The following is a 17093-nucleotide window of genomic DNA, read 5'->3' as shown; positions in this document are numbered from 1 at the left end:
TGCGGGGCCACCGTCGGGTCGGCCGGCCTGACACCTTCCTATGGGCTGCCCGCCGCGCGCCCAAACCCTGCTGGGTCGGGCGTCACCCCCGGGCGGGTGACCGTCGGGTCCGCGGCACAGCATCCGTGGCCAGTTGACCACGGATGCCCTCCACCAGCAGGGCGGCGGGCCGGTGCCGGGGGGCGTCGCGGGCCAGGACGCCCCGGCGGGACGGCGCGAGCGAGGTGAGCCCGCTGGACGCCGTCCCGGGGGTGGACCCGGAGCCGCTGGCGATGGTCCGATCGGGATCAGCCGCCGACGAAGACCGGGTCCCACGTCCCCAGGACGAGGCCCAGGCCGACCGCGGCGGCGCACACGGCCACCGTGGCGGCGACGAAGACGGTGTCGCGCGCGTGCAGGACCGAGCCGCGGGCGTTCGTCCGCCGGACGCCGCTGTCGAAGCCGCGGGCGTCCATCGCCGTCGCCAGCCGGGTGGCCCGCCGCACCGCCCCGACCAGCAGGGTGAAGCCCGCGCCCGCCAGGAGCCGCACGGCGGCGACCGGGTTGCGGCCGGCGTCCACCCCGCGCGTGCGCCGGGCCAGCCGGATCGCCTCGAACTCGGCGACCAGCAGCGGCGCCAGCCGCACCGCGGCCAGCGCGCCGAAGGCGAAGCGGGTCGGCACGCGCCAGTGCAGCGTGAGCGCGTCGGCCAGCCGCACCGGGTCGGTCGAGGCCACCAGCAGCACGCCGGGCAGCGCCAGCCCGACGACGCGCAGCGCCAGGCCGACCCCGGTGACGACGCCCGCGTCCTCGGCCAGCAGCACGTTGACCACGGCGACGCTCGACGCGCCGACCAGCACCGGCCAGGTGCGCCGCCACACCACCCCCGGGCGGACGAGCCCGGCCGCCGGGAACAGGCACAGCTCGGCGGCCAGCACGACGGCGGGGGTGACCACGTCCAGGCTGGTCAACAGGGTGAGCGTGACCACGCCCACAGCGGTCAGCTGCGCCACCGGGTTGATCCGCGCCAGCCGGACCCCGGGCACCGGTCCCAGCGCCAGCGACGCGGTCACCGCCGTCCCCCGTCGGGGGCCGGCGCGCCGCGCCGGGCGGGCAGGACCAGGCGGTCGTCGGCGAGGACGTCGACCAGGTCGGCGTCGTGGGTGACGACGGCGACCGCGCAGCCACGCGCCCGTTGCTCGGCGAGCAGTGTGACCACCTCCCGCCAGGTCGCGGCGTCCTGGCCGAAGGTCGGCTCGTCGAGCACCAGCACCCGCGGCGAGGTGGCAAGCGCGGTGGCCACCGACAGCCGCCGCTGCTGCCCGCCGGAGAGGGTGAACGGGTTGGCGTCGGCGAGCGCGGTCAGGCCGAGCCGCTCCAGCAGGGCCTCGGCGGTGGCCCGGGCGGCCGTCGCGTGCCCGCCGGACCGCAGCGGCCCGAGGGCCAGCTCGTCGTGCAGCCGCCCGGTGAGGAACTGCTGCTCGGGGTGCTGGAACACCGTGCCGATCCGGGTGACCAGCTCGCCGGCCCGCCACCGGTGCGGCGCCCGGACGCCGCGGCGCACGCCGGCGGCGAGCTCCGCGGCCGCCTCGACGCGGCCGGTGGTGGGCGCGCGGAGGCCGGCCAGCAGCAGCGCCAGCGTCGACTTACCCGTGCCGTTCGGGCCGGTCAGGGCCAGCGCCCGACCGGCCCGCAGCGCGGCGTCCGTGGGACGCAGCGCGGGGGTGGTAGCACCCGGGTAGGTGAAGCCGGCGGCCTCCGCGGCGAGCAGGACCGGTCCGTCCGGGGCCGGCGGCAGCCGGAGGCCCGCCGCGCGCGGCGCCGGCCGCCAGTCCGGGCCGTGCTCGACCAGGCTCCCGCCGACGAGCTCCACCACGCGGTCGACGAGGGGCAACCACGGCGCCGCGTCGTGGTCGACGACGAGCACGGTGGCGCCCCGGTCGGCGGTCGCCCGCGCCACCGCCGACCGGACCAGCGCGGCGCCGTCCGGGTCGAGCTGCGCGGTGGGCTCGTCGAGCAGCAGCAGCCCGGGCCGGCGGGCCAGCGCCCCGGCGAGCACCAGCCGCTGCTTCTCCCCGCCGGAGAGGGCCTGGGTGGGCCGCTCGCGGTCGTAGCCGAAGCCCACGTCGGCCAGCGCCTCGTCGACCCGCGGCCAGATGGCCTCCGGCGGCAGGCCGGCGTTCTCCAGGCCGAAGGCCACGTCGTCCCCGGCGCGGGTCATGACCAGTTGGCTGTCGGGGTCCTGGGCGAGCAGGCCGAGCCGGTCGCGGGCGGCGCGCGGGTCGACGCCGTCGACGGTCAGCCCGCCGCGCAGCTCGGTGCCCTCGTGCTCGAGCAGCCCGGCGACGGCGGCCAGGAGCGTCGACTTGCCCGACCCCGAGGCGCCCGTGAGCAGCACCCGCTCGCCCGGTCCGACGACGACGTCGACGTCCGTGAGCGCCCACGCGTGCCGGGACGCGTGCCGCACGCCCAGCCCCCGCGCCACCACCCGGGCGGGCCGGGGGCCTCCCGGCGCCCCGCCGGCGGCGGGCACGGGCCGGGTCCCCGCGGGACCGGGTCGGCGCACGGGAACGGCAGGTTCAGACGCGGCTGCCACCGGCGGCGAAGGAGCTCAGCGCGCCGGTGCGCGCCACGGCACGGACCAGCGCCCGGCCGCCGACCCCGGCGATCGCGGCGGTGCTGGCCACCACGACGGCGGTGTACGTGGCCTTCCAGGTCCCCGACCAGAGCGGGTAGTAGTACAGGAGGTCGAGCACGGCGGCCATCAGGCCGGCGAGCGCCGCGGCCAGCAGCGCCGGGAACCAGCCGAACCGGCGGTAGCCGAAGACGGCGAACCCGGCCTCACCGGCCAGACCCTGCAGCAGGCCGTAGACGAGGACGACGCCGCCCCAGGCCGAGCCGAGCAGCGCGGAGACGGTCGCGGCGACGAGCTCGGCGAACAGGGCCGCACCGGGCTTGCGCACGATCAGCGGCGCGACGACCGCGGGCATCAGCCAGATCCCGTACAGCACGGCCTGCGCGGGCGGGAACGCGTCGAAGGCGGCGCCGGTCGCGGCCCACAGCAGGCCCCAGGCCCAGAAGACGACGCCGAAGGCGACGCCCAGGACGGCGGTGACGACGATATCGACGGTGCGCCAGCGCTTCCCCGCGGGCCCGGTCGACGACGGACGGACGGCCTGCTCGGCCATGGATGCCTCCCAACTCCCTGCGCCGGCATGACCCGGATCAGGTTCGAGGGTCTGCGGTGTCCCGCACTCTCAGCGCCGTGGCGCTCCCCTGTGGTGTCTTCGGTTGTGCCGCCGAGCCTAGCCCGTCCGCGATCACGGCGCCGGGGCCGTCCCCGGAGGTCAGCGCACCGCACGCGCGGCCGCCTCGACCAGCGCGTCGATGCGGCGGGCGTGCGCCCCGCGCCAGTAGACGCGCCCGCACGAGCGGCAGCGGGAGAACCGCTCGTAGGTGCGCCGCGTCCCGGGTTCGAGCCGGTCGGCCACCTCCTCCTTCGCCACGTCGACCAGCGGCCCTCCGCAGGCCGTGCAGCGGGTGAGCGGCGCGAGCGACGGCGCGAACCGGTCGAGGACGTCGGCCAGCTGGGCCTCGGTCCCGCTCCCGCGGACGAGCGCGCCGCGCGCGGTGCCGTCCCGGCCGAACGCGCGGCGCATGAGCAGCCGGCGGTCCTGGGTGAGCAGGACCCGCCGCTCGGCGACCGCGGTGGCGACCAGGTCGGGGTCGTCCGCGTCGGCGGACCAGGCGGCGTCCTGGCCGAGCAGCCGCAGCCGGCGGGTCAGCGCGCCGAGGCCGACGTCGAGCAGGAAGCCGCCGGGCGGCGTGGGCTCCGGGCGCGGCGCCGTCCCGACGTCCACGACGGCGCCCGGCCCGGGTCGGTCGTCCGGTCCGGCGGCGGCGCCGTCCACCCGCAGCTCGCCCGCCTCGGTCAGCGGCACCCCGGCCGCCTGGACGACGTGCCCGACCGTGGCATCCGGATCGTGCGCCAGCCGGCGCACCCGGCCGGCCCGGTCGCGGCCCGGGAGCAGGAAGGCCAGCGGCCCGGCCACCCGCACGAGGACGTCGCCGGTGTCGGTCACGCCCCCGGGCTACCCCTTCCCGGCGGTGATGGCCAGACCGACGCCGTCCGGGCCGCGGGGCCCCGCGCCGCGCGCGGTCGGGCGGCCGGCTCCGGCACGATCGACGCCGTGGAACCGATCGAGCTGGCCGCCGGTCCGCTGCGGTTGCGGCCGTGGCGGTTGGAGGACGTCGACGACGTCTGGGCGGCGATCCAGGATCCCGAGCTGCAGCTGTGGAACGGCCAGGGCGAGGCCTCGCGCGAGGACGCCGCGGGCTTCGTCGCCCGGCGCCGCGAGTGGTCGTCGGGCACCGCCGCCTCCTGGGCCGTGGTGGACGGCGACACCGGGGAGCTGCTCGGCTCGGTCTCGCTGCACTCGATCGACCCGCTGCAGGGCGACGCGCAGATCGGGTACTGGACGGTGGCCGCGGCCCGCGGCCGGGGGATCGCCGGCCGCGCCGTCGACACGGTCTGCCGCTGGGCCTTCAGCAGCCTGCCCGTCGACCGCATCGAGCTCTGCCACGCCGTGGAGAACTCCGCCTCCGGCCGGGTCGCGGAGAAGGCCGGCTTCCGCCGCGAGGGCCGGCTGCGCCGGTCGTTCCGGTACGGCGACGGGCGCAAGCACGACGAGCTGCTGTGGGCCCGGCTGGCGGACGACGACGTCCCGCCCCCGGGCGCCTGACACCTCGGCACCGTCCGGCAGCCCCCGCTGCACGCGGGCGGCGCCACCGGACGCCGCCCGGTGCCGCCGGAGCTCTGGCTCACCCCTTGACATCCGCCCCACTGACATCTGAGATGTCAGTGTGCCCAGCCTGTCGCCGGTCGGCCGCACCCTGCTCCGGGACCAGGCACTGGAACGACTCCGGGCGGCGATCGTCACCGGGGAGCTGGCGCCGGGCAGCGTCATCAAGGACGCCGAGCTGGCCAGCCGGCTGCGGCTGTCTGTCGCGCCGGTGCGCGCGGCGCTGACGCGGCTGGCCGACGAGGGGCTGGTGGAGGCCAAGCCGCAGAGCCACACCCGCGTGACCCAGCTGGCCGTGCCCCAGGTACGCGACGCCGCCGCCGTCGTCCGGGCGATGCACGAGCTCGCCGCCCGGGAGGCCACCGGCCGGCTGACCGGCGACGACGTGGCGGCCATGCGTGCGGCGAACGACCGCTTCACCGTCGCCGTGGCGGCCGGGGACGTCGACGCGGCCCTGGTCGCCGACGACGAGCTGCACGGCGTGCTGCTGGCCCGGCTGGGCAACGCCGCCGCGACGGCCACCGTCGACCGGTTCACCCCGCTGATCCGCCGCCTCGAGCGCAGCCGCTTCGCCGCCGACGGCGCCCGCGGCTCGGCGGAACGGCACGCGCGGCTCATCGACGCGTGCGCGGCGGGCGACGTGGCCGCCGTCGTCGGCCTGACCACCGAGATCTGGACGGCGCTGCTCGACGAGCTCGCCGACGCACCCACCGACCCCGAGGAGCACCCGTGAGCCTGGCCGACTTCCCCCGCTACCCGCTGCTGTTCGGCCCCTCCCCCGTGCACCGGCTCGACCGGCTCACCGCGCACCTCGGCGGAGCGGAGGTCTGGGCCAAGCGGGAGGACTGCAACTCCGGCATCGCGTACGGCGGCAACAAGACGCGCAAGCTCGAGTACCTCGTCGCCGACGCCCTCGCGCAGGGCTGCGACACGCTGGTGTCGATCGGTGGGGTGCAGAGCAACCACACCCGGCAGGTCGCCGCCGTCGCCGCGCGGGTCGGGCTGCACTGCGTGCTGGTGCAGGAGAGCTGGGTCGACTGGCCCGACGCCGTGTACGACAAGGTGGGCAACATCCTGCTCAGCCGGCTGGCCGGCGCCGACGTCCGGCTGGTCAAGGCGGGTTTCGGCATCGGCGTCAAGGAGAGCTGGGAGGCCGCGCTCGCCGAGATCGAGGCCCGCGGGGGCAAGCCGTACGCCATCCCGGCGGGCGCCTCGGACCACCCGCTCGGCGGGCTCGGCTTCGCCGGCTGGGCGCACGAGGTGGCCGCGCAGGAGGCCGAGCTCGGCGTCTTCTTCGACACGGTCGTCGTCTGCTCGGTGACCGGGTCGACGCAGGCGGGCATGGTCGCCGGGTTCGCGCAGCTGGCGGAGGACGGCGGCCGGCCGCGCCGCGTGCTGGGCGTCGACGCCTCGGCCAAGCCGGCCGAGACCCGCGACCAGGTGCTGCGCATCGCCCGGCGCACGGCCGACGCGATCGGGCTCCGGCGGCCGATCACCGCCGACGACGTGGAGCTCGACGAGCGCTACCACGCCGGCACCTACGGCATCCCCGACGGGACGACGATCCGGGCGATGGAGCTGGCCGCCCGCACCGAGGGCATGGTCACCGACCCGGTCTACGAGGGGAAGTCGATGGCGGCGACCATCGACCTGGTCGGCCGCGGGGAGATCGACCCGTCGTCCACGGTGCTCTACGCCCACCTCGGCGGGCAGCCGGCGCTCAACGGCTACAGCGCCCTGTTCTCCTGACCGGAGGTGGACTGCGGGAGGCGAGGATTCCTCGCGCTCGGCACTCCGCCGGCCGGTTCCGGGGCGGGCGAGCGGGTTGCGGGCCCGGCCTACGCTCGGGGCATGCTCTTCTCCCGGGCCAAGACGCAGCTGGTGTCCGCCGACGACGCGCTGAGGGGCCGCGCCGAGCCGCTCCCGCACGTCCCCGAGGTGCACGCGGTGAACGGCAACCGCATCCAGCCGCCCTTCCCCGAGGGGATGCAGACCGCCGTCTTCGGCGCCGGGTGCTTCTGGGGAGTCGAGAAGGTGTTCTGGGAGACGCCCGGGATCTACTCGACCGCGGCCGGCTACGCCGGCGGGCACACTCCCAACCCGACGTACGAGGAGGTCTGCTCGGCCCGGACCGGGCACACCGAGGTCGTGCTCGTGGTGTTCGACCCGGCGCAGATCTCCTACGAGCAGCTGCTCAAGGTCTTCTGGGAGGACCACGACCCCACGCAGGGCATGCGGCAGGGCAACGACGTCGGCACGCAGTACCGCTCGGCGATCTACACGCAGTCCGCCGAGCAGGAGGCCGCGGCCAAGGCCAGCCGTGACGCCTTCCAGGAGCGGCTGACAGCCGCCGGCTACGGCGAGATCACCACCGAGATCGCCCCGCTGCGCGACTTCTTCTACGCCGAGGACTACCACCAGCAGTACCTGTTCAAGGTGCCGCACGGCTACTGCCCGGTGCACTCCACCGGGGTCTCCTGCCCGGTCGGCCTGCCGGGGGTCTGACGCCGTCCCCCGGTAGCGTCGCGACCCGTGGAGGTCCTGCGGACGCCCGAGGAGCGCTTCACCGACCTGCCCGGGTTCGGCTACCCGCCGTGGTACGTCGAGGTCGACGACACCGCGGGCGGCCGGCTCCGGGTCGCCTACGTCGACGAGGGGCCGCAGGACGGCGAGACGGTCCTGCTGCTGCACGGCGAGCCGTCGTGGTCGTACCTCTACCGGCAGCTCGTCCCGGTGCTCGTCGACGCGGGCCTGCGGGTGGTCGCCCCGGACCTGGTCGGGTTCGGGCGTTCCGACAAGCCCGTCGAGCGCGCGGCCTACACCTACGCCCGGCACGTCGGGTGGATGCGCGAGGCGCTGCTCGACCGGCTCGGGCTGCGCGGGGTGACCCTCGTCGGGCAGGACTGGGGCGGGCTGATCGGCCTCCGGCTGGTCGCCGAGCACCCCGGCCGCTTCGCCCGGGTGGTCGTCGCCAACACGTTCCTGCCCACCGGTGAGCAGCCGGTGAGCGAGGCGTTCCTCACGTGGCAGCGGTTCGCGGCGACGTCGGACCGGTTCGACGTCGGGCGGGTCATCGCCAACGGCACCGTGTCGCAGCTCCCAGCCGGCGTGCTGGCCGCCTACGACGCGCCCTTCCCCGACGACCGCTACAAGGCCGGCGCGCGGGTGTTCCCCGCCCTCGTGCCGACGAGGCCCGACGACCCCGCGGCTGCCGCCAACCGGGCCGCGTGGGAGGTGCTCGCCCGCTGGGACGCGCCGTTCCTGACCGCGTTCTCCGACGGCGACCCGATCACCCGCGGCGGCGACCGGGTGTTCCAGGAGCGGGTCCCCGGCGCGCGGGGGCGGCCGCACGTGACGCTGGCCGGCGGGCACTTCCTGCAGGAGGACGCCGGCCCCGAGCTCGCCCGCGTCGTCGCCGACCTCGTCGCTGCGACCCCCGACCCCTGACCGTCGGAGACGGCCATGTCCGACGCCGAGGACGTGCTGGCGGCGCTGCGCCGGGAGCCGGACGTCGACGCGCCCGACCTGGTCGCCGTCGACGCCACCGACCGGCTGCTGCTCGACACCGCCGCTGACCTGGTGCGGAGCTGCGGTCCCGGCGAGGTCGCCGTCGTCGACGACTCCTACGGCGCGCTCACCCTGGGCGCTGCCGCGGCCGGGGCCACCGGTGTCCGGGTGCACCAGGACCTGCTGGTCGGCGAGCGGGCTCTCGTCCGCAACGCCGAGCGGACCGGGCTGACCGGCGGCTTCCGCCCGGTGCCGCTGACGTCGGAGCTGGCGGACGGCGCGCGGCTCGTCCTGGTCCGGGTGCCCAAGGCGCTGGACGCGCTGCGCGAGGTCGCCGAGGTGCTCGCCGCGGGCGCGGCCCCGGACGTGACCGTGCTCGTCGGCGGCCGGGTCAAGCACATGACGCACGCCATGAACGACGTCCTCGCGGACTCCTTCGGCGACGTGTCCGCCACGCTGGCGCGGCAGAAGTCGCGGGTGCTGGTCGCCCGCAGCCCGCGACCGGGGCGCCCGACGTTCCCGCGGGAACGCCACCACCCCGACCTCGGGCTCACCGTCCGCGCGCACGGAGCGGCGTTTGCGGGCACGAAGGTGGACGCCGGCACCCGTGCGCTGCTCGCGGTGCTCGACCGCGCCGCGCCGGAGGCCCGGACCGCCGTCGACCTGGGCTGCGGCACCGGCGTGCTGGCCGCCGCGCTGGCCCGCGCCCGGCCGGGGCTGTCCGTCACGGCCGTCGACCAGTCCGCGGCGGCCGTCGCCTCCGCCGTCGCCTCCGCGGCCGCCAACGGGCTGGCCGACCGGGTACGCGTGGGGCGCGACGACGCCGGCGACTCGCTGCGGCCGGCGAGCGCCGACCTCGTCGTCTGCAACCCGCCGTTCCACCTGGGCCCGGCGGTGGTGACGACCGCCGCCGACCGGCTGTTCGCCGGAGCAGCGCGGCTGCTGCGGCCCGGCGGCGAGCTGTGGACGGTCTGGAACGGCTCCCTGCCCCATCGCGGCGCGCTGCGGCGGCTGGTGGGCCCGACCCGGCTGGTGTCCCGCGGGCCGCGGTTCGTCGTCGCCGTCTCCACCCGCCGCTGAACGCCGCCGGCTGCCGGAGGGCGGGCGGACCGGCGGGGTGGCCGTCCGCGGGTCGCCGGGGCCGGCGGGGCGGGGGAGGCCACCGGTGCGGGCGGGGCGGCGGCCCCGCCGCGGCCGCCGGTTCGCCTGGAGCGGGAGACCGGCCCTGCCGAACCTGGGCTCACGGGTGGGTGCAGCCAGCACCGACCGACCTCCGCGCAGGAGCTCCCATGGCCCGCACCGTCTGGTCCGACCGCCCGCTCGGCGTCAAGCTGGGAGCCCTCGTCGCGTCGGGTGTGCTCACGCTCGGCGCCTTCGCGGCCATCACCGTGCAGGCGCTCGGGGGCGCCGGTGAGCGCGCGGACGACCTGCTCGCCGGGGCGGAGGTGACCGGCGACGTCCTGATGGCCGACATGATGCACGACGCCGTCCGGGCCGACGTCCTGCAGGCCCTGCTCAGCGGCGGGCGAGGCCCCCTCTACGAGGGCGCGGCGGCCGACCTGGCCGAGCACGACGCCACGTTCCGGGAGATCCTGGCCGAGGCCGCCGCGGACGACGTCGGCCCCGAGGTCACCGCCGCCGTCGAGGCCGTGGTGCCCGCCGTCGACGACTACCTGGCCTCGGCGGCGGCCATCGTGGCGACCGCCGGCACGGACCCGCTCGCCGCGCAGGCGGCGTACCCCCGGTTCGCCGCCGACTTCGCGGTGCTCGAGGACGAGCTGCCGCTCATGGAGGAGGCCGTGGCGGCCTTCGCCCGGGAGGCGGCGCAGGCCAGCGCCGACCAGCGGCGCGCGGCGACCGGGCAGGCGCTGGCGGTGGCCGCCGGAGGAGCGCTGCTGCTCGTCGCGCTCGGCTGGGTCGTCACCCGGTCGGTGGTCGGGCCGCTGCGCCGGGTCGGCGCGGTCGTCACGGCGATGGCCGACGGCGACCTGCGCGGGTCGACCGGCGTCACGAGCCGCGACGAGGTCGGCACGATGGCAGCGGCGCTGGAGGCCGCGATGTCCTCCGTGCGCGCCGTCGTCGGGACGATCGGCGACAGCTCCGCGACCCTGGCCGCGGCCACCGAGCAGCTGTCGGCGTCGGCCCGGGACCTGTCCCGCCTGGCCGACGAGTCGTCCGCGCACAGCGGTGCGGTGTCCGGCGAGGCGGGCCGCGTGTTGGCCGGTTTCGAGACCGTCGCGGCGGGCTCGGAGGAGTTGGGCAGCTCCATCCGGGAGATCGCGCAGAACGCCAGTGAGGTGTCCCGGGTCGCCGCCCAGGCGGTGACGGTGGCCGACGCGACGACGTCCACGGTGGCCACGCTGGGCGAGTCGTCGCTGGAGATCGCCGACGTGGTCAGGGTGATCACGGGCATCGCCGAGCAGACCAACCTGCTGGCGTTGAACGCGACCATCGAGGCCGCGCGGGCCGGGGAAGCCGGGAAGGGCTTCGCCGTCGTCGCCAACGAGGTCAAGGAGCTCGCCCAGGAGACGGCCAAGGCCACCCAGGACATCACCGCCCGCGTCGAGGCCATCCAGGCCGACACGGAGGGCGCCGTCCGGGCGATCGGCGAGATCTCCTCGATCATCGGGCTGATCAACGACTCGCAGGCCACCATCGCCGCCGCGGTCGAGGAGCAGACCGCCACGACCACCGAGATGAACCGCAACGTCTCCGAGGCGGCGGTGTCGGCGGGCCGGATCAGCGAGAGCATCACGGCCGTCGCCGGGGCCACCGACGCCACCACCCGGGCCATGACCGATGCGCGGGCGGCCATCGACGAGGTGGCACGCATGGCCGGGTCGCTGCAGAGCGCGGTCGCGCGCTTCCGGTACTGAGCCGCGGCCACCGGAGCCGGCAACCGGGCGTCCGCCACCGGGAGCCGGCCGGCGGGGCTCCGCTGGTCAGCGGCCCGGGGCTCCGGGCAGGCTGTGCGGCATGACGACGTCGCGCTCCCTGCCTCCCGCGCTGCGCCGGGCCCTGCCCTGGGTCGCCGGGTGGCTGGCGTTGCAGGGCGGGCTGGCGCTCGGCGGTCGGCTGGTGGCCCGCCGCAAGGACGAGGGGGACGAGAGCACGGCGGGCATCCGGCGGGTGCGGGCGCTCGGCGAGGTCGTGCTGCGCCCGCACAACGACCACCTGTCGCGGGTCCGCGTGGACCTGCTGATGGCCGGCGGCCACCTCGACCTCACCGGTGTCCCGCGCGTGCCCGGTGGGGTCGACGTCACGGTGCGCGCGCTGCTGGGCGGCCTGGCCGTGACCGTGCCGCGCGACTGGCGCGTCTGGACCAGCACCCGCGGGATCGGCGGCGTGGGCACCGACGCGCACCTGCACCGCACGGACGACGAGCGGTTCGCCGACCTGCGGGTGCACGCGCGGGTGTTCCTCGGCGGGGTGGGCCTCGAGACGGGCGACCCGGCGGTCGGCGTCCCCCGGTGACGCGAGCGGAGGAGATCCCTGCGGGTCGCCCGCACGGATCTCCTCCGCTCGCCCCTCGAGGCCCGCTCACGAGACCATCCCGCGCACCCGGAGCGCGGAGATCTGCGCGAGCTGCTCGGTCACCTCGGCCTGCTCGGTCTCCTCGTCGTTGTCCAGCCGGCGGTGCAGCTCGGCCAGCATCTCCTCCGGCGTGCGCCCCGCCGCCCGGATGAGGAACACGTGGTCGAAGCGCTCCTCGTAGGCGCGGTTGCCGTCGAGCAGCGCGGACCTGGTGCCGGCGTCCGCCCCGGCCATGGCGCTCTGCTCCTGCCGTGACGCCTCCGCCTCCGGCGAGGACCCCTCCACCCGGTCGCCGATCCGCGGGTGCGCGGCCAGCGCCACCGCCACCTCCGCCCAGGGCAGGCCGCGCGCCACCTCCTCCGCCCGCCGGACCAGCGTGTCGACGTCGGGGTAGGGCCGGCCGGCCACGAGCTCGGCGGCGAAACGGGGCGCGGCGTTGCACGCCCGCAGCGCCTGCACCGCCCGGTCGGCAGGCTCGTCGTTGAAGGTGTCGAGGGCGCTCACCCCGGCAGGATGCCAGCCCGCCCTCGTCCGCCGCCCGCCCGTGGACGTCGGGAGGTGTCACACGGTCGGGTGCCGGCCGGAGGCGGCGCGCCGGACCGACTCGCTAAGCTGGCGGGCCGGTGGCGCGGGGGAGCCGAAGGCGCTGCCGTGGTCCGCCCGCTCCGCGGCCGCGCCCGTGCGGCCGGAAGAGAGGTCCGATGTCCGCGCTGCCCGCAGCCAGGCTCCCCACCGAGGCCGAGCTCGAGTTCGACCGCCAGGTCGACGCCCTCGCCACCACCGGCCTGCCGGCCCTGCTCGACCTCAAGGAGACGTGCTTCCGGGCGTGGCTGGAGCCGCTGCGCGACCAGCTGCCCGCCGACGACGGAGGGAGCACCGGCGTCCCGTTCGTGGTCGTGCTGCCGGACCTCCCGGTCGTCGACGTGCTGGGCGCGGTGCACACCCTCGGCGGCTCCGGGTTCACCACCATGGACGCCGCCGACCTGGCCCGGTTCCGGCCGCTGCCGGAGATCGACGTGCCCTCCGGGCCGTACCTGCTGCTCGACGTCGACACGGGGCCGGAGACGTTGGACCAGACCCCCGCCGACGTGCTGCCCCGCATCACCGGGGCCGGCCGCTCGCCGCTGACCGTCGCCGAGGGCCTGTCGGTGCTCGTCTCCGACCCGGGCGTGCTGCGTGCGCGTAACTGCTTCTCGCTGGCCGGGTCGCGGTGCGGCGACAAGCGGGTGCCCGCGCTGTGGGTGAGCGCGCGACGGCCGCGGCTGGGATGGTGCTACCAGGGTGCGCCGCACACCTGGCTCGGGACGGCGTCCTGCGCCGGTCGGCGGGGTGCGGCACCGCTGGGGTGAGCCGGAGCCGGGCGCCGCTGGCAGGCCGGTGACCCCGGTCGTGGACAATGGGTTGTAAACAGTCATCCGCTGCAGGAGCGGCGAGCACGACGGCCGGTCCGGCACCGGCCCGACCGGTCGAGGGGCATGTGGACGGAGCGCCGCGCGCAGCGACGGAGCCGGTCGCGTCTGCCGGTGCCCGCATGGCGGGCGGTGGACCGTCCCGCGCGGCCCGGCACGCCGCAGCCGTGGTCGAGACCGACGAGCAGCTGCTGTCGCTCGCTGTCGAGTACGTCACCGCGGGCCTCGACGCCGACGACCTGACCGTCGTCGGGGCCCGGCCCGGTCTCGAACGCCGGCTCACCGAGGCGCTGGGCGAGCGGGCCGGCGCCGTCGACTTCGATCCTCGCATCTGCCTGTTCTCCTCCCGCGCCCCCGAGGTGTTCAGCCACACCGGCCGCCTGGCCGAGCGCGCCACCACCCGCGGATCGGGGCGGCTGCGCCTGCTCGCCCAGGTCGACTTCGGGGCCGCGCCGCGCGACGTGCGCGAGGGGCAGTGCTTCGAGTCGGTCGCCAACGCGATGCTCGGCACGGTGCCGGTGACCGCCCTGTGCCTCTACGACGCGCGGGAACTGCCCGCCGCGCTGGTGCGCAGCGCCGGCGTCACCCACCCGCTCGTCGCCGGCGACGACTGGCGGGCCAGCCCCGACTTCGTCGATCCGGTCGAGTTCGTCCGGGGATTGGACGTGCCGCGCGAGCCGATCGAGGACACCCCGCCGCTGCTCGCCGTCGACCGTGCCCCGACCCTGCCGGAGCTGCGGCACGCCATCGGCGCCACCCTGTCCGCGAGCGTGCCCGACCGCGACCAGCGCGACGACCTGCACCTGGCGCTCAGCGAGATGGCGGCCAACGCCTTCCGGCACGGCGCCCCGCCGGTCTCGGCGCGGCTGTGGGCGTCGGCCGGACGGCTCGTCTGCGTCATCGCCGACTGCGGGCCCGGACTCCCGGACCCCCTGTACGGGTACTGGCCGGCGCACGGCGACGACCTGGGCCGGGGCGGCATGGGGCTGTGGCTGGCCCGCAAGTTGTGCGACCACGTCGACGTGCTGCCGCGCCGGGCGGGCTTCGCCGTCCGGCTCAGCACCGCGCTGCGCTAGGCCCCGACACGGCGAGCGGCTCCGCCGTGGCCGGCTGCGGCGGCGAGCGCCCCTGCGGTGGCGGCTCCGCGATGGTCGTGCCGGAGCGGCTTGACGTGCCGGATCGCTCACTGCTGAGGTATCCGCCGTGGACGGGGGAGCGGAGCGCCGGCGCCGATCGCTCCCCGGACCGGTCCGGTGACCGCCGCCGAGGATGCGGTCGAGGACGCCCTCGACCGCATCCTTGCGCAGTGGCGGCGGGAACGGCCCGATCTCGACTGCTCGCCGATGGGGATCATCGGCCGGATCACCCAGCTGCAGCGCGAGGTGCACCTGGCCCAGCGCGCGACCTTCGCCCGGCACGGCCTCGACGCGCCGTCCTTCGACGTCCTCGCCGCGCTGCGCCGCGCCGGCCCGCCCTACCAGCTCACCCCGACGGCGCTCATGCGCACCGCGCTGGTCACCTCCGGCGCCATCACCCAGCGGCTGGACCGGCTCGAGGAGAGGGGCCTGATCACCCGGCGGCGCAGTGCGGACGACGGCCGCGCGGTCGTGGTCAGCCTCACCTCCGCCGGGCGGGCCGCCCTCGACGCCGCGCTGCCCGATCACCTCGAGACGGAGCGCACGCTGCTCGACGGGCTCGACGACGACGACCGGGCGCAGCTGGCGGGCCTGCTCCGCCGGTTCCTGCTCACCCTCGGCCGGGTGCCGCAGGATCCCTGACCGGCGGTGCGGCCGCGACGGTCGCTCAGGGCAGCGGGTCGAGGTCCTCCGGGCGGAGGTCCGGCCGGACCCGCACGTAGCGGAGCGGGTGCCGGAAGACCCCCGCGGTCAGCGCGGCGTCGGCGCTCACCTCGACGACGACCGAGGGGACCACCCGGGTGAGCGGCACCGACAGCCGGCCGCCGCCGAAGCGCCCGGTGCCGATCCGGTCGGGCCACGGGTGGTCCGGCCCGGCGGGCTCGAGGACGGCGGCCAGCTCCCGGGCCTGCTGCGGGGACAGCGGGCTGGTGCGGCCGACCACCACGAGCTCGCCGTCCCGGTACGTGCCGGCGACGAGCTGGCCGGGCCGCTCGAGCGGACCGATGACGCCGCCGGCGACCACCTCGGTCGACTCCCACGACTTGACCTTCAGCCATTCGCGGCGACCGGGCCGGTACGGCGTGGCGGCGCCCTTGGCCACCAGGCCCTCGACCCCGGCCACCCGCCAGTCGTCGAACCAGCGGCGGGCCTCGGCGGGGTCGGCGGTCACGGGGGAGAGCTGCAGCGGCGGCGCCCAGCGGGCGGCCAGGTCCTCCAGCGCGGCCCGGCGCTCGCGCAGCTTCTCGCCGCGCAGGTCGACCCCGCCGGCCGCGAGCAGGTCGAAGGCGACGAAGGAGGCGGGGTGCGCGGTCATCTGCGGGCCGAGCCGGCGCGGGTTGGCGACCATGCGCTGCTGCAGCAGGCCGAAGTCGAGCCGGTCACCGTTCCAGACGACCACCTCGCCGTCGACGACGCTGCCGGGCGGGAGCTGGGCGATCGCGGCGGTGGCGACGTCCTGGAAGCGGTCGGTCAGGTCGCGGCCCTGCTTGGACCACAGCCGGGTGGACGTCGCCCCGCGCACCACGACCAGCCGGTAGCCGTCCCACTTGGGCTCGTAGCGGCAACCGCCGGGCAGCGCGCTCGCCGCGGGGATCGACCGCACCGGCTTGGCCAGCGCGACCGCCACCGGGCCGCGCAGCTCCGGTGGCAGGTCGGGCAGCCCGGGGGCGGTCAGCGGCACCGGTACAGCGTGGTGGCTCGGGCGCGTCCGCGCAGGTCACCGGCGTGCGCCGTCACCCGATCGGGCCGGTCCGGCTCCGGAACGGGAGGGGCGCGCACGGGGCGGGGAGGGCGCTCGCGGGTGGCCGCGCCCGGGGACGGCGACGGGCTCGCCGCGGTTGCCACGGACGGACGGCGGGCCGCTGCCGTGCCGGGTCAGCCTGCCGGGTCAGCCGGTGAGCACGCAGTCGGCGCAGGTGCCCGCGCCGGGCAGCCGGTAGAAGAGGCAGCACGAGCGGCGGACGAACGAGCCGTCGTCCCGCCGCCGCCCGGTGCCGGCCAGCGGGCCGTCGGTGAGGACGGCGTCCAGCACGTCCGCCGCCCGCCGCGCCAGCTCCGGCCGGGCGCCCGCGGCGGTGCGCAGCGCCCCGGCCACGGCCGAGACGACGTTGCCGCTGAGCACCTTCCGGGAGAGCCGGAAGCGGTCGTGCACCGCCGCGTCGAGCGGCTCGACGGCGGGGGTCAGCCAGTGCCGGCCCAGTGCGCCGGCCACCTCGTCGGCGCCGCTCACCGGCACCGCGTCCGCGCCGGGGAGGGCGAGCGGCAGCGGGTGGCTGCCGGTGGGGCGCAGGTGCACCCGGTCGGGCGCGGCCACCGGCAGCACGCCGGTCACCAGCGCGGCGCCGAGCAGTGGCGAGAGCAGCCGCGCCACGAGCCCGAGGTGCACGATCGAGGCCGCCACCCGCGGCTCGACGACCGGGGCGCCGGGCACGGGAGCCAGCAGTTCCCGGGCCTGCCGGACCCGGTCGCGGAGCACGACCGGCTCGCCGACGACGTCGGCCCAGCTGACCCAGTCCGGACCCGGCGTCGCGTCGACGGCCATGAACGGGCCCAGGTCCCCGGCGGCCGCGAGGGCCACCGCCGCGGTGGCGCTCACCGCGACGTCCCGCCCCGGCGCCCGGCCCCGCGCCCCGCCTGCGGGCGCGTGCCGGCCCGGCGCCCGGCCCGCGGGCGCGCACCGGCCGGGCGCCGGTCAGCCCTCGTCGTCGTGCTTCTCCGGGGCGGCC

Annotated in this window: 18 protein-coding genes and 1 riboswitch; of the genes, 11 read left to right on the top strand and 7 right to left on the bottom strand. The window is 77.2% G+C overall.

What is annotated here, in order from left to right:
- Positions 1-287: 287 nt before the first annotated feature.
- The 4 genes from OF117_RS17715 to OF117_RS17700 all read right to left on the bottom strand — a co-directional run bounded on the left by OF117_RS17715 (position 288) and on the right by OF117_RS17700 (position 4061).
- A complete protein-coding gene (locus OF117_RS17715; RefSeq protein WP_263554168.1) occupies positions 288-1052 on the bottom strand; it encodes an energy-coupling factor transporter transmembrane component T family protein in 765 nt (254 codons plus the stop codon).
- Positions 1049-2512 (bottom strand): ABC transporter ATP-binding protein, encoded by a 1464-nt coding sequence (locus OF117_RS17710; protein WP_263554167.1) that lies wholly within the window; start codon positions 2510-2512, stop codon positions 1049-1051. The genes OF117_RS17715 and OF117_RS17710 overlap by 4 nt, the downstream gene beginning before the upstream one ends.
- A gap of 46 nt (positions 2513-2558) precedes the next feature.
- The gene (locus tag OF117_RS17705) at positions 2559-3167 is read right to left on the bottom strand and encodes an ECF transporter S component (RefSeq protein ID WP_263554166.1); all 609 of its coding nucleotides are present in this window, start codon (positions 3165-3167) and stop codon (positions 2559-2561) included.
- Positions 3164-3267: riboswitch (TPP riboswitch) on the bottom strand. (Overlaps the previous gene by 4 nt.)
- Positions 3268-3326: 59 nt before the next feature.
- On the bottom strand, positions 3327-4061 hold the full coding sequence (locus OF117_RS17700) for a Mut7-C ubiquitin/RNAse domain-containing protein (RefSeq protein WP_263554165.1): 735 nt from the start codon (positions 4059-4061) through the stop codon (positions 3327-3329).
- Positions 4062-4169: 108 nt separating this feature from the next.
- On the opposite strand from OF117_RS17700, the gene OF117_RS17695 reads away from it, so the two are divergent.
- From OF117_RS17695 to OF117_RS17660, 8 genes are all read left to right on the top strand, one after another.
- A complete protein-coding gene (locus tag OF117_RS17695) occupies positions 4170-4721 on the top strand; it encodes a GNAT family N-acetyltransferase (protein ID WP_263554164.1) in 552 nt (183 codons plus the stop codon).
- A gap of 121 nt (positions 4722-4842) precedes the next feature.
- Positions 4843-5514, top strand: coding sequence for a GntR family transcriptional regulator (locus OF117_RS17690; RefSeq protein WP_263554163.1), 672 nt, complete (start codon positions 4843-4845; stop codon positions 5512-5514).
- Positions 5511-6530 carry a 1-aminocyclopropane-1-carboxylate deaminase gene (locus tag OF117_RS17685; RefSeq protein ID WP_263554162.1) on the top strand — a complete coding sequence of 340 codons (1020 nt, stop codon included), beginning with the start codon at positions 5511-5513 and terminating at the stop codon, positions 6528-6530. The genes OF117_RS17690 and OF117_RS17685 overlap by 4 nt, the downstream gene beginning before the upstream one ends.
- A gap of 102 nt (positions 6531-6632) precedes the next feature.
- Complete coding sequence (gene msrA, locus OF117_RS17680; protein ID WP_263554161.1) at positions 6633-7286, top strand: peptide-methionine (S)-S-oxide reductase MsrA; 654 nt, start codon at positions 6633-6635, stop codon at positions 7284-7286.
- Positions 7287-7313: 27 nt separating this feature from the next.
- Positions 7314-8228 carry a haloalkane dehalogenase gene (locus OF117_RS17675; protein ID WP_263554160.1) on the top strand — a complete coding sequence of 305 codons (915 nt, stop codon included), beginning with the start codon at positions 7314-7316 and terminating at the stop codon, positions 8226-8228.
- 15 nt (positions 8229-8243) lie between these two features.
- Complete coding sequence (locus tag OF117_RS17670; RefSeq protein WP_263554159.1) at positions 8244-9368, top strand: class I SAM-dependent methyltransferase; 1125 nt, start codon at positions 8244-8246, stop codon at positions 9366-9368.
- A gap of 209 nt (positions 9369-9577) precedes the next feature.
- The gene (locus OF117_RS17665) at positions 9578-11164 is read left to right on the top strand and encodes a methyl-accepting chemotaxis protein (protein WP_263554158.1); all 1587 of its coding nucleotides are present in this window, start codon (positions 9578-9580) and stop codon (positions 11162-11164) included.
- Positions 11165-11264: 100 nt separating this feature from the next.
- On the top strand, positions 11265-11762 hold the full coding sequence (locus OF117_RS17660; RefSeq protein ID WP_263554157.1) for a hypothetical protein: 498 nt from the start codon (positions 11265-11267) through the stop codon (positions 11760-11762).
- Between the two features lie 66 nt (positions 11763-11828).
- Here the strand turns inward: OF117_RS17660 and uraD are convergent, their stop codons facing one another.
- Complete coding sequence (gene uraD, locus OF117_RS17655; protein ID WP_263554156.1) at positions 11829-12326, bottom strand: 2-oxo-4-hydroxy-4-carboxy-5-ureidoimidazoline decarboxylase; 498 nt, start codon at positions 12324-12326, stop codon at positions 11829-11831.
- 197 nt (positions 12327-12523) lie between these two features.
- Between uraD and OF117_RS17650 the strand changes: the two genes are divergently transcribed.
- The 3 genes from OF117_RS17650 (at position 12524) to OF117_RS17640 (ending at position 15009) form a co-directional block, all read left to right on the top strand.
- Positions 12524-13171 carry a DUF5701 family protein gene (locus OF117_RS17650; protein ID WP_263554155.1) on the top strand — a complete coding sequence of 216 codons (648 nt, stop codon included), beginning with the start codon at positions 12524-12526 and terminating at the stop codon, positions 13169-13171.
- Positions 13172-13218: 47 nt separating this feature from the next.
- Positions 13219-14307 (top strand): sensor histidine kinase, encoded by a 1089-nt coding sequence (locus OF117_RS17645; RefSeq protein WP_318014268.1) that lies wholly within the window; start codon positions 13219-13221, stop codon positions 14305-14307.
- 177 nt (positions 14308-14484) lie between these two features.
- Positions 14485-15009, top strand: coding sequence for a MarR family winged helix-turn-helix transcriptional regulator (locus tag OF117_RS17640; RefSeq protein WP_263554153.1), 525 nt, complete (start codon positions 14485-14487; stop codon positions 15007-15009).
- 25 nt (positions 15010-15034) lie between these two features.
- On the opposite strand, the gene OF117_RS17635 is transcribed toward OF117_RS17640, so the two are convergent.
- The gene (locus tag OF117_RS17635) at positions 15035-16048 is read right to left on the bottom strand and encodes an ATP-dependent DNA ligase (RefSeq protein ID WP_263554152.1); all 1014 of its coding nucleotides are present in this window, start codon (positions 16046-16048) and stop codon (positions 15035-15037) included.
- 207 nt (positions 16049-16255) lie between these two features.
- On the bottom strand, positions 16256-16963 hold the full coding sequence (locus tag OF117_RS17630; protein ID WP_263554151.1) for a (2Fe-2S)-binding protein: 708 nt from the start codon (positions 16961-16963) through the stop codon (positions 16256-16258).
- Positions 16964-17093 lie beyond the last annotated feature (130 nt).

Source organism: Geodermatophilus sp. YIM 151500 (assembly GCF_025716945.1).
Taxonomy (GTDB): Bacteria; Actinomycetota; Actinomycetes; order Mycobacteriales; family Geodermatophilaceae; genus YIM-151500.
This window is presented reverse-complemented; position numbering and strand designations above follow the sequence as displayed.

What these genes read in the sequence shown, in the direction of transcription:
- OF117_RS17705 (WP_263554166.1), bottom strand. Translation starts at nt 3,167, where the DNA reads ATGGCCGAGCAGGCCGTCCGTCCGTCGTCGACCGGGCCCGCGGGGAAG.
- msrA (WP_263554161.1), top strand. Translation starts at nt 6,633, where the DNA reads ATGCTCTTCTCCCGGGCCAAGACGCAGCTGGTGTCCGCCGACGACGCG.
- OF117_RS17670 (WP_263554159.1), top strand. Translation starts at nt 8,244, where the DNA reads ATGTCCGACGCCGAGGACGTGCTGGCGGCGCTGCGCCGGGAGCCGGAC.
- OF117_RS17665 (WP_263554158.1), top strand. Translation starts at nt 9,578, where the DNA reads ATGGCCCGCACCGTCTGGTCCGACCGCCCGCTCGGCGTCAAGCTGGGA.
- OF117_RS17660 (WP_263554157.1), top strand. Translation starts at nt 11,265, where the DNA reads ATGACGACGTCGCGCTCCCTGCCTCCCGCGCTGCGCCGGGCCCTGCCC.
- OF117_RS17650 (WP_263554155.1), top strand. Translation starts at nt 12,524, where the DNA reads ATGTCCGCGCTGCCCGCAGCCAGGCTCCCCACCGAGGCCGAGCTCGAG.
- OF117_RS17645 (WP_318014268.1), top strand. Translation starts at nt 13,219, where the DNA reads ATGGGTTGTAAACAGTCATCCGCTGCAGGAGCGGCGAGCACGACGGCC.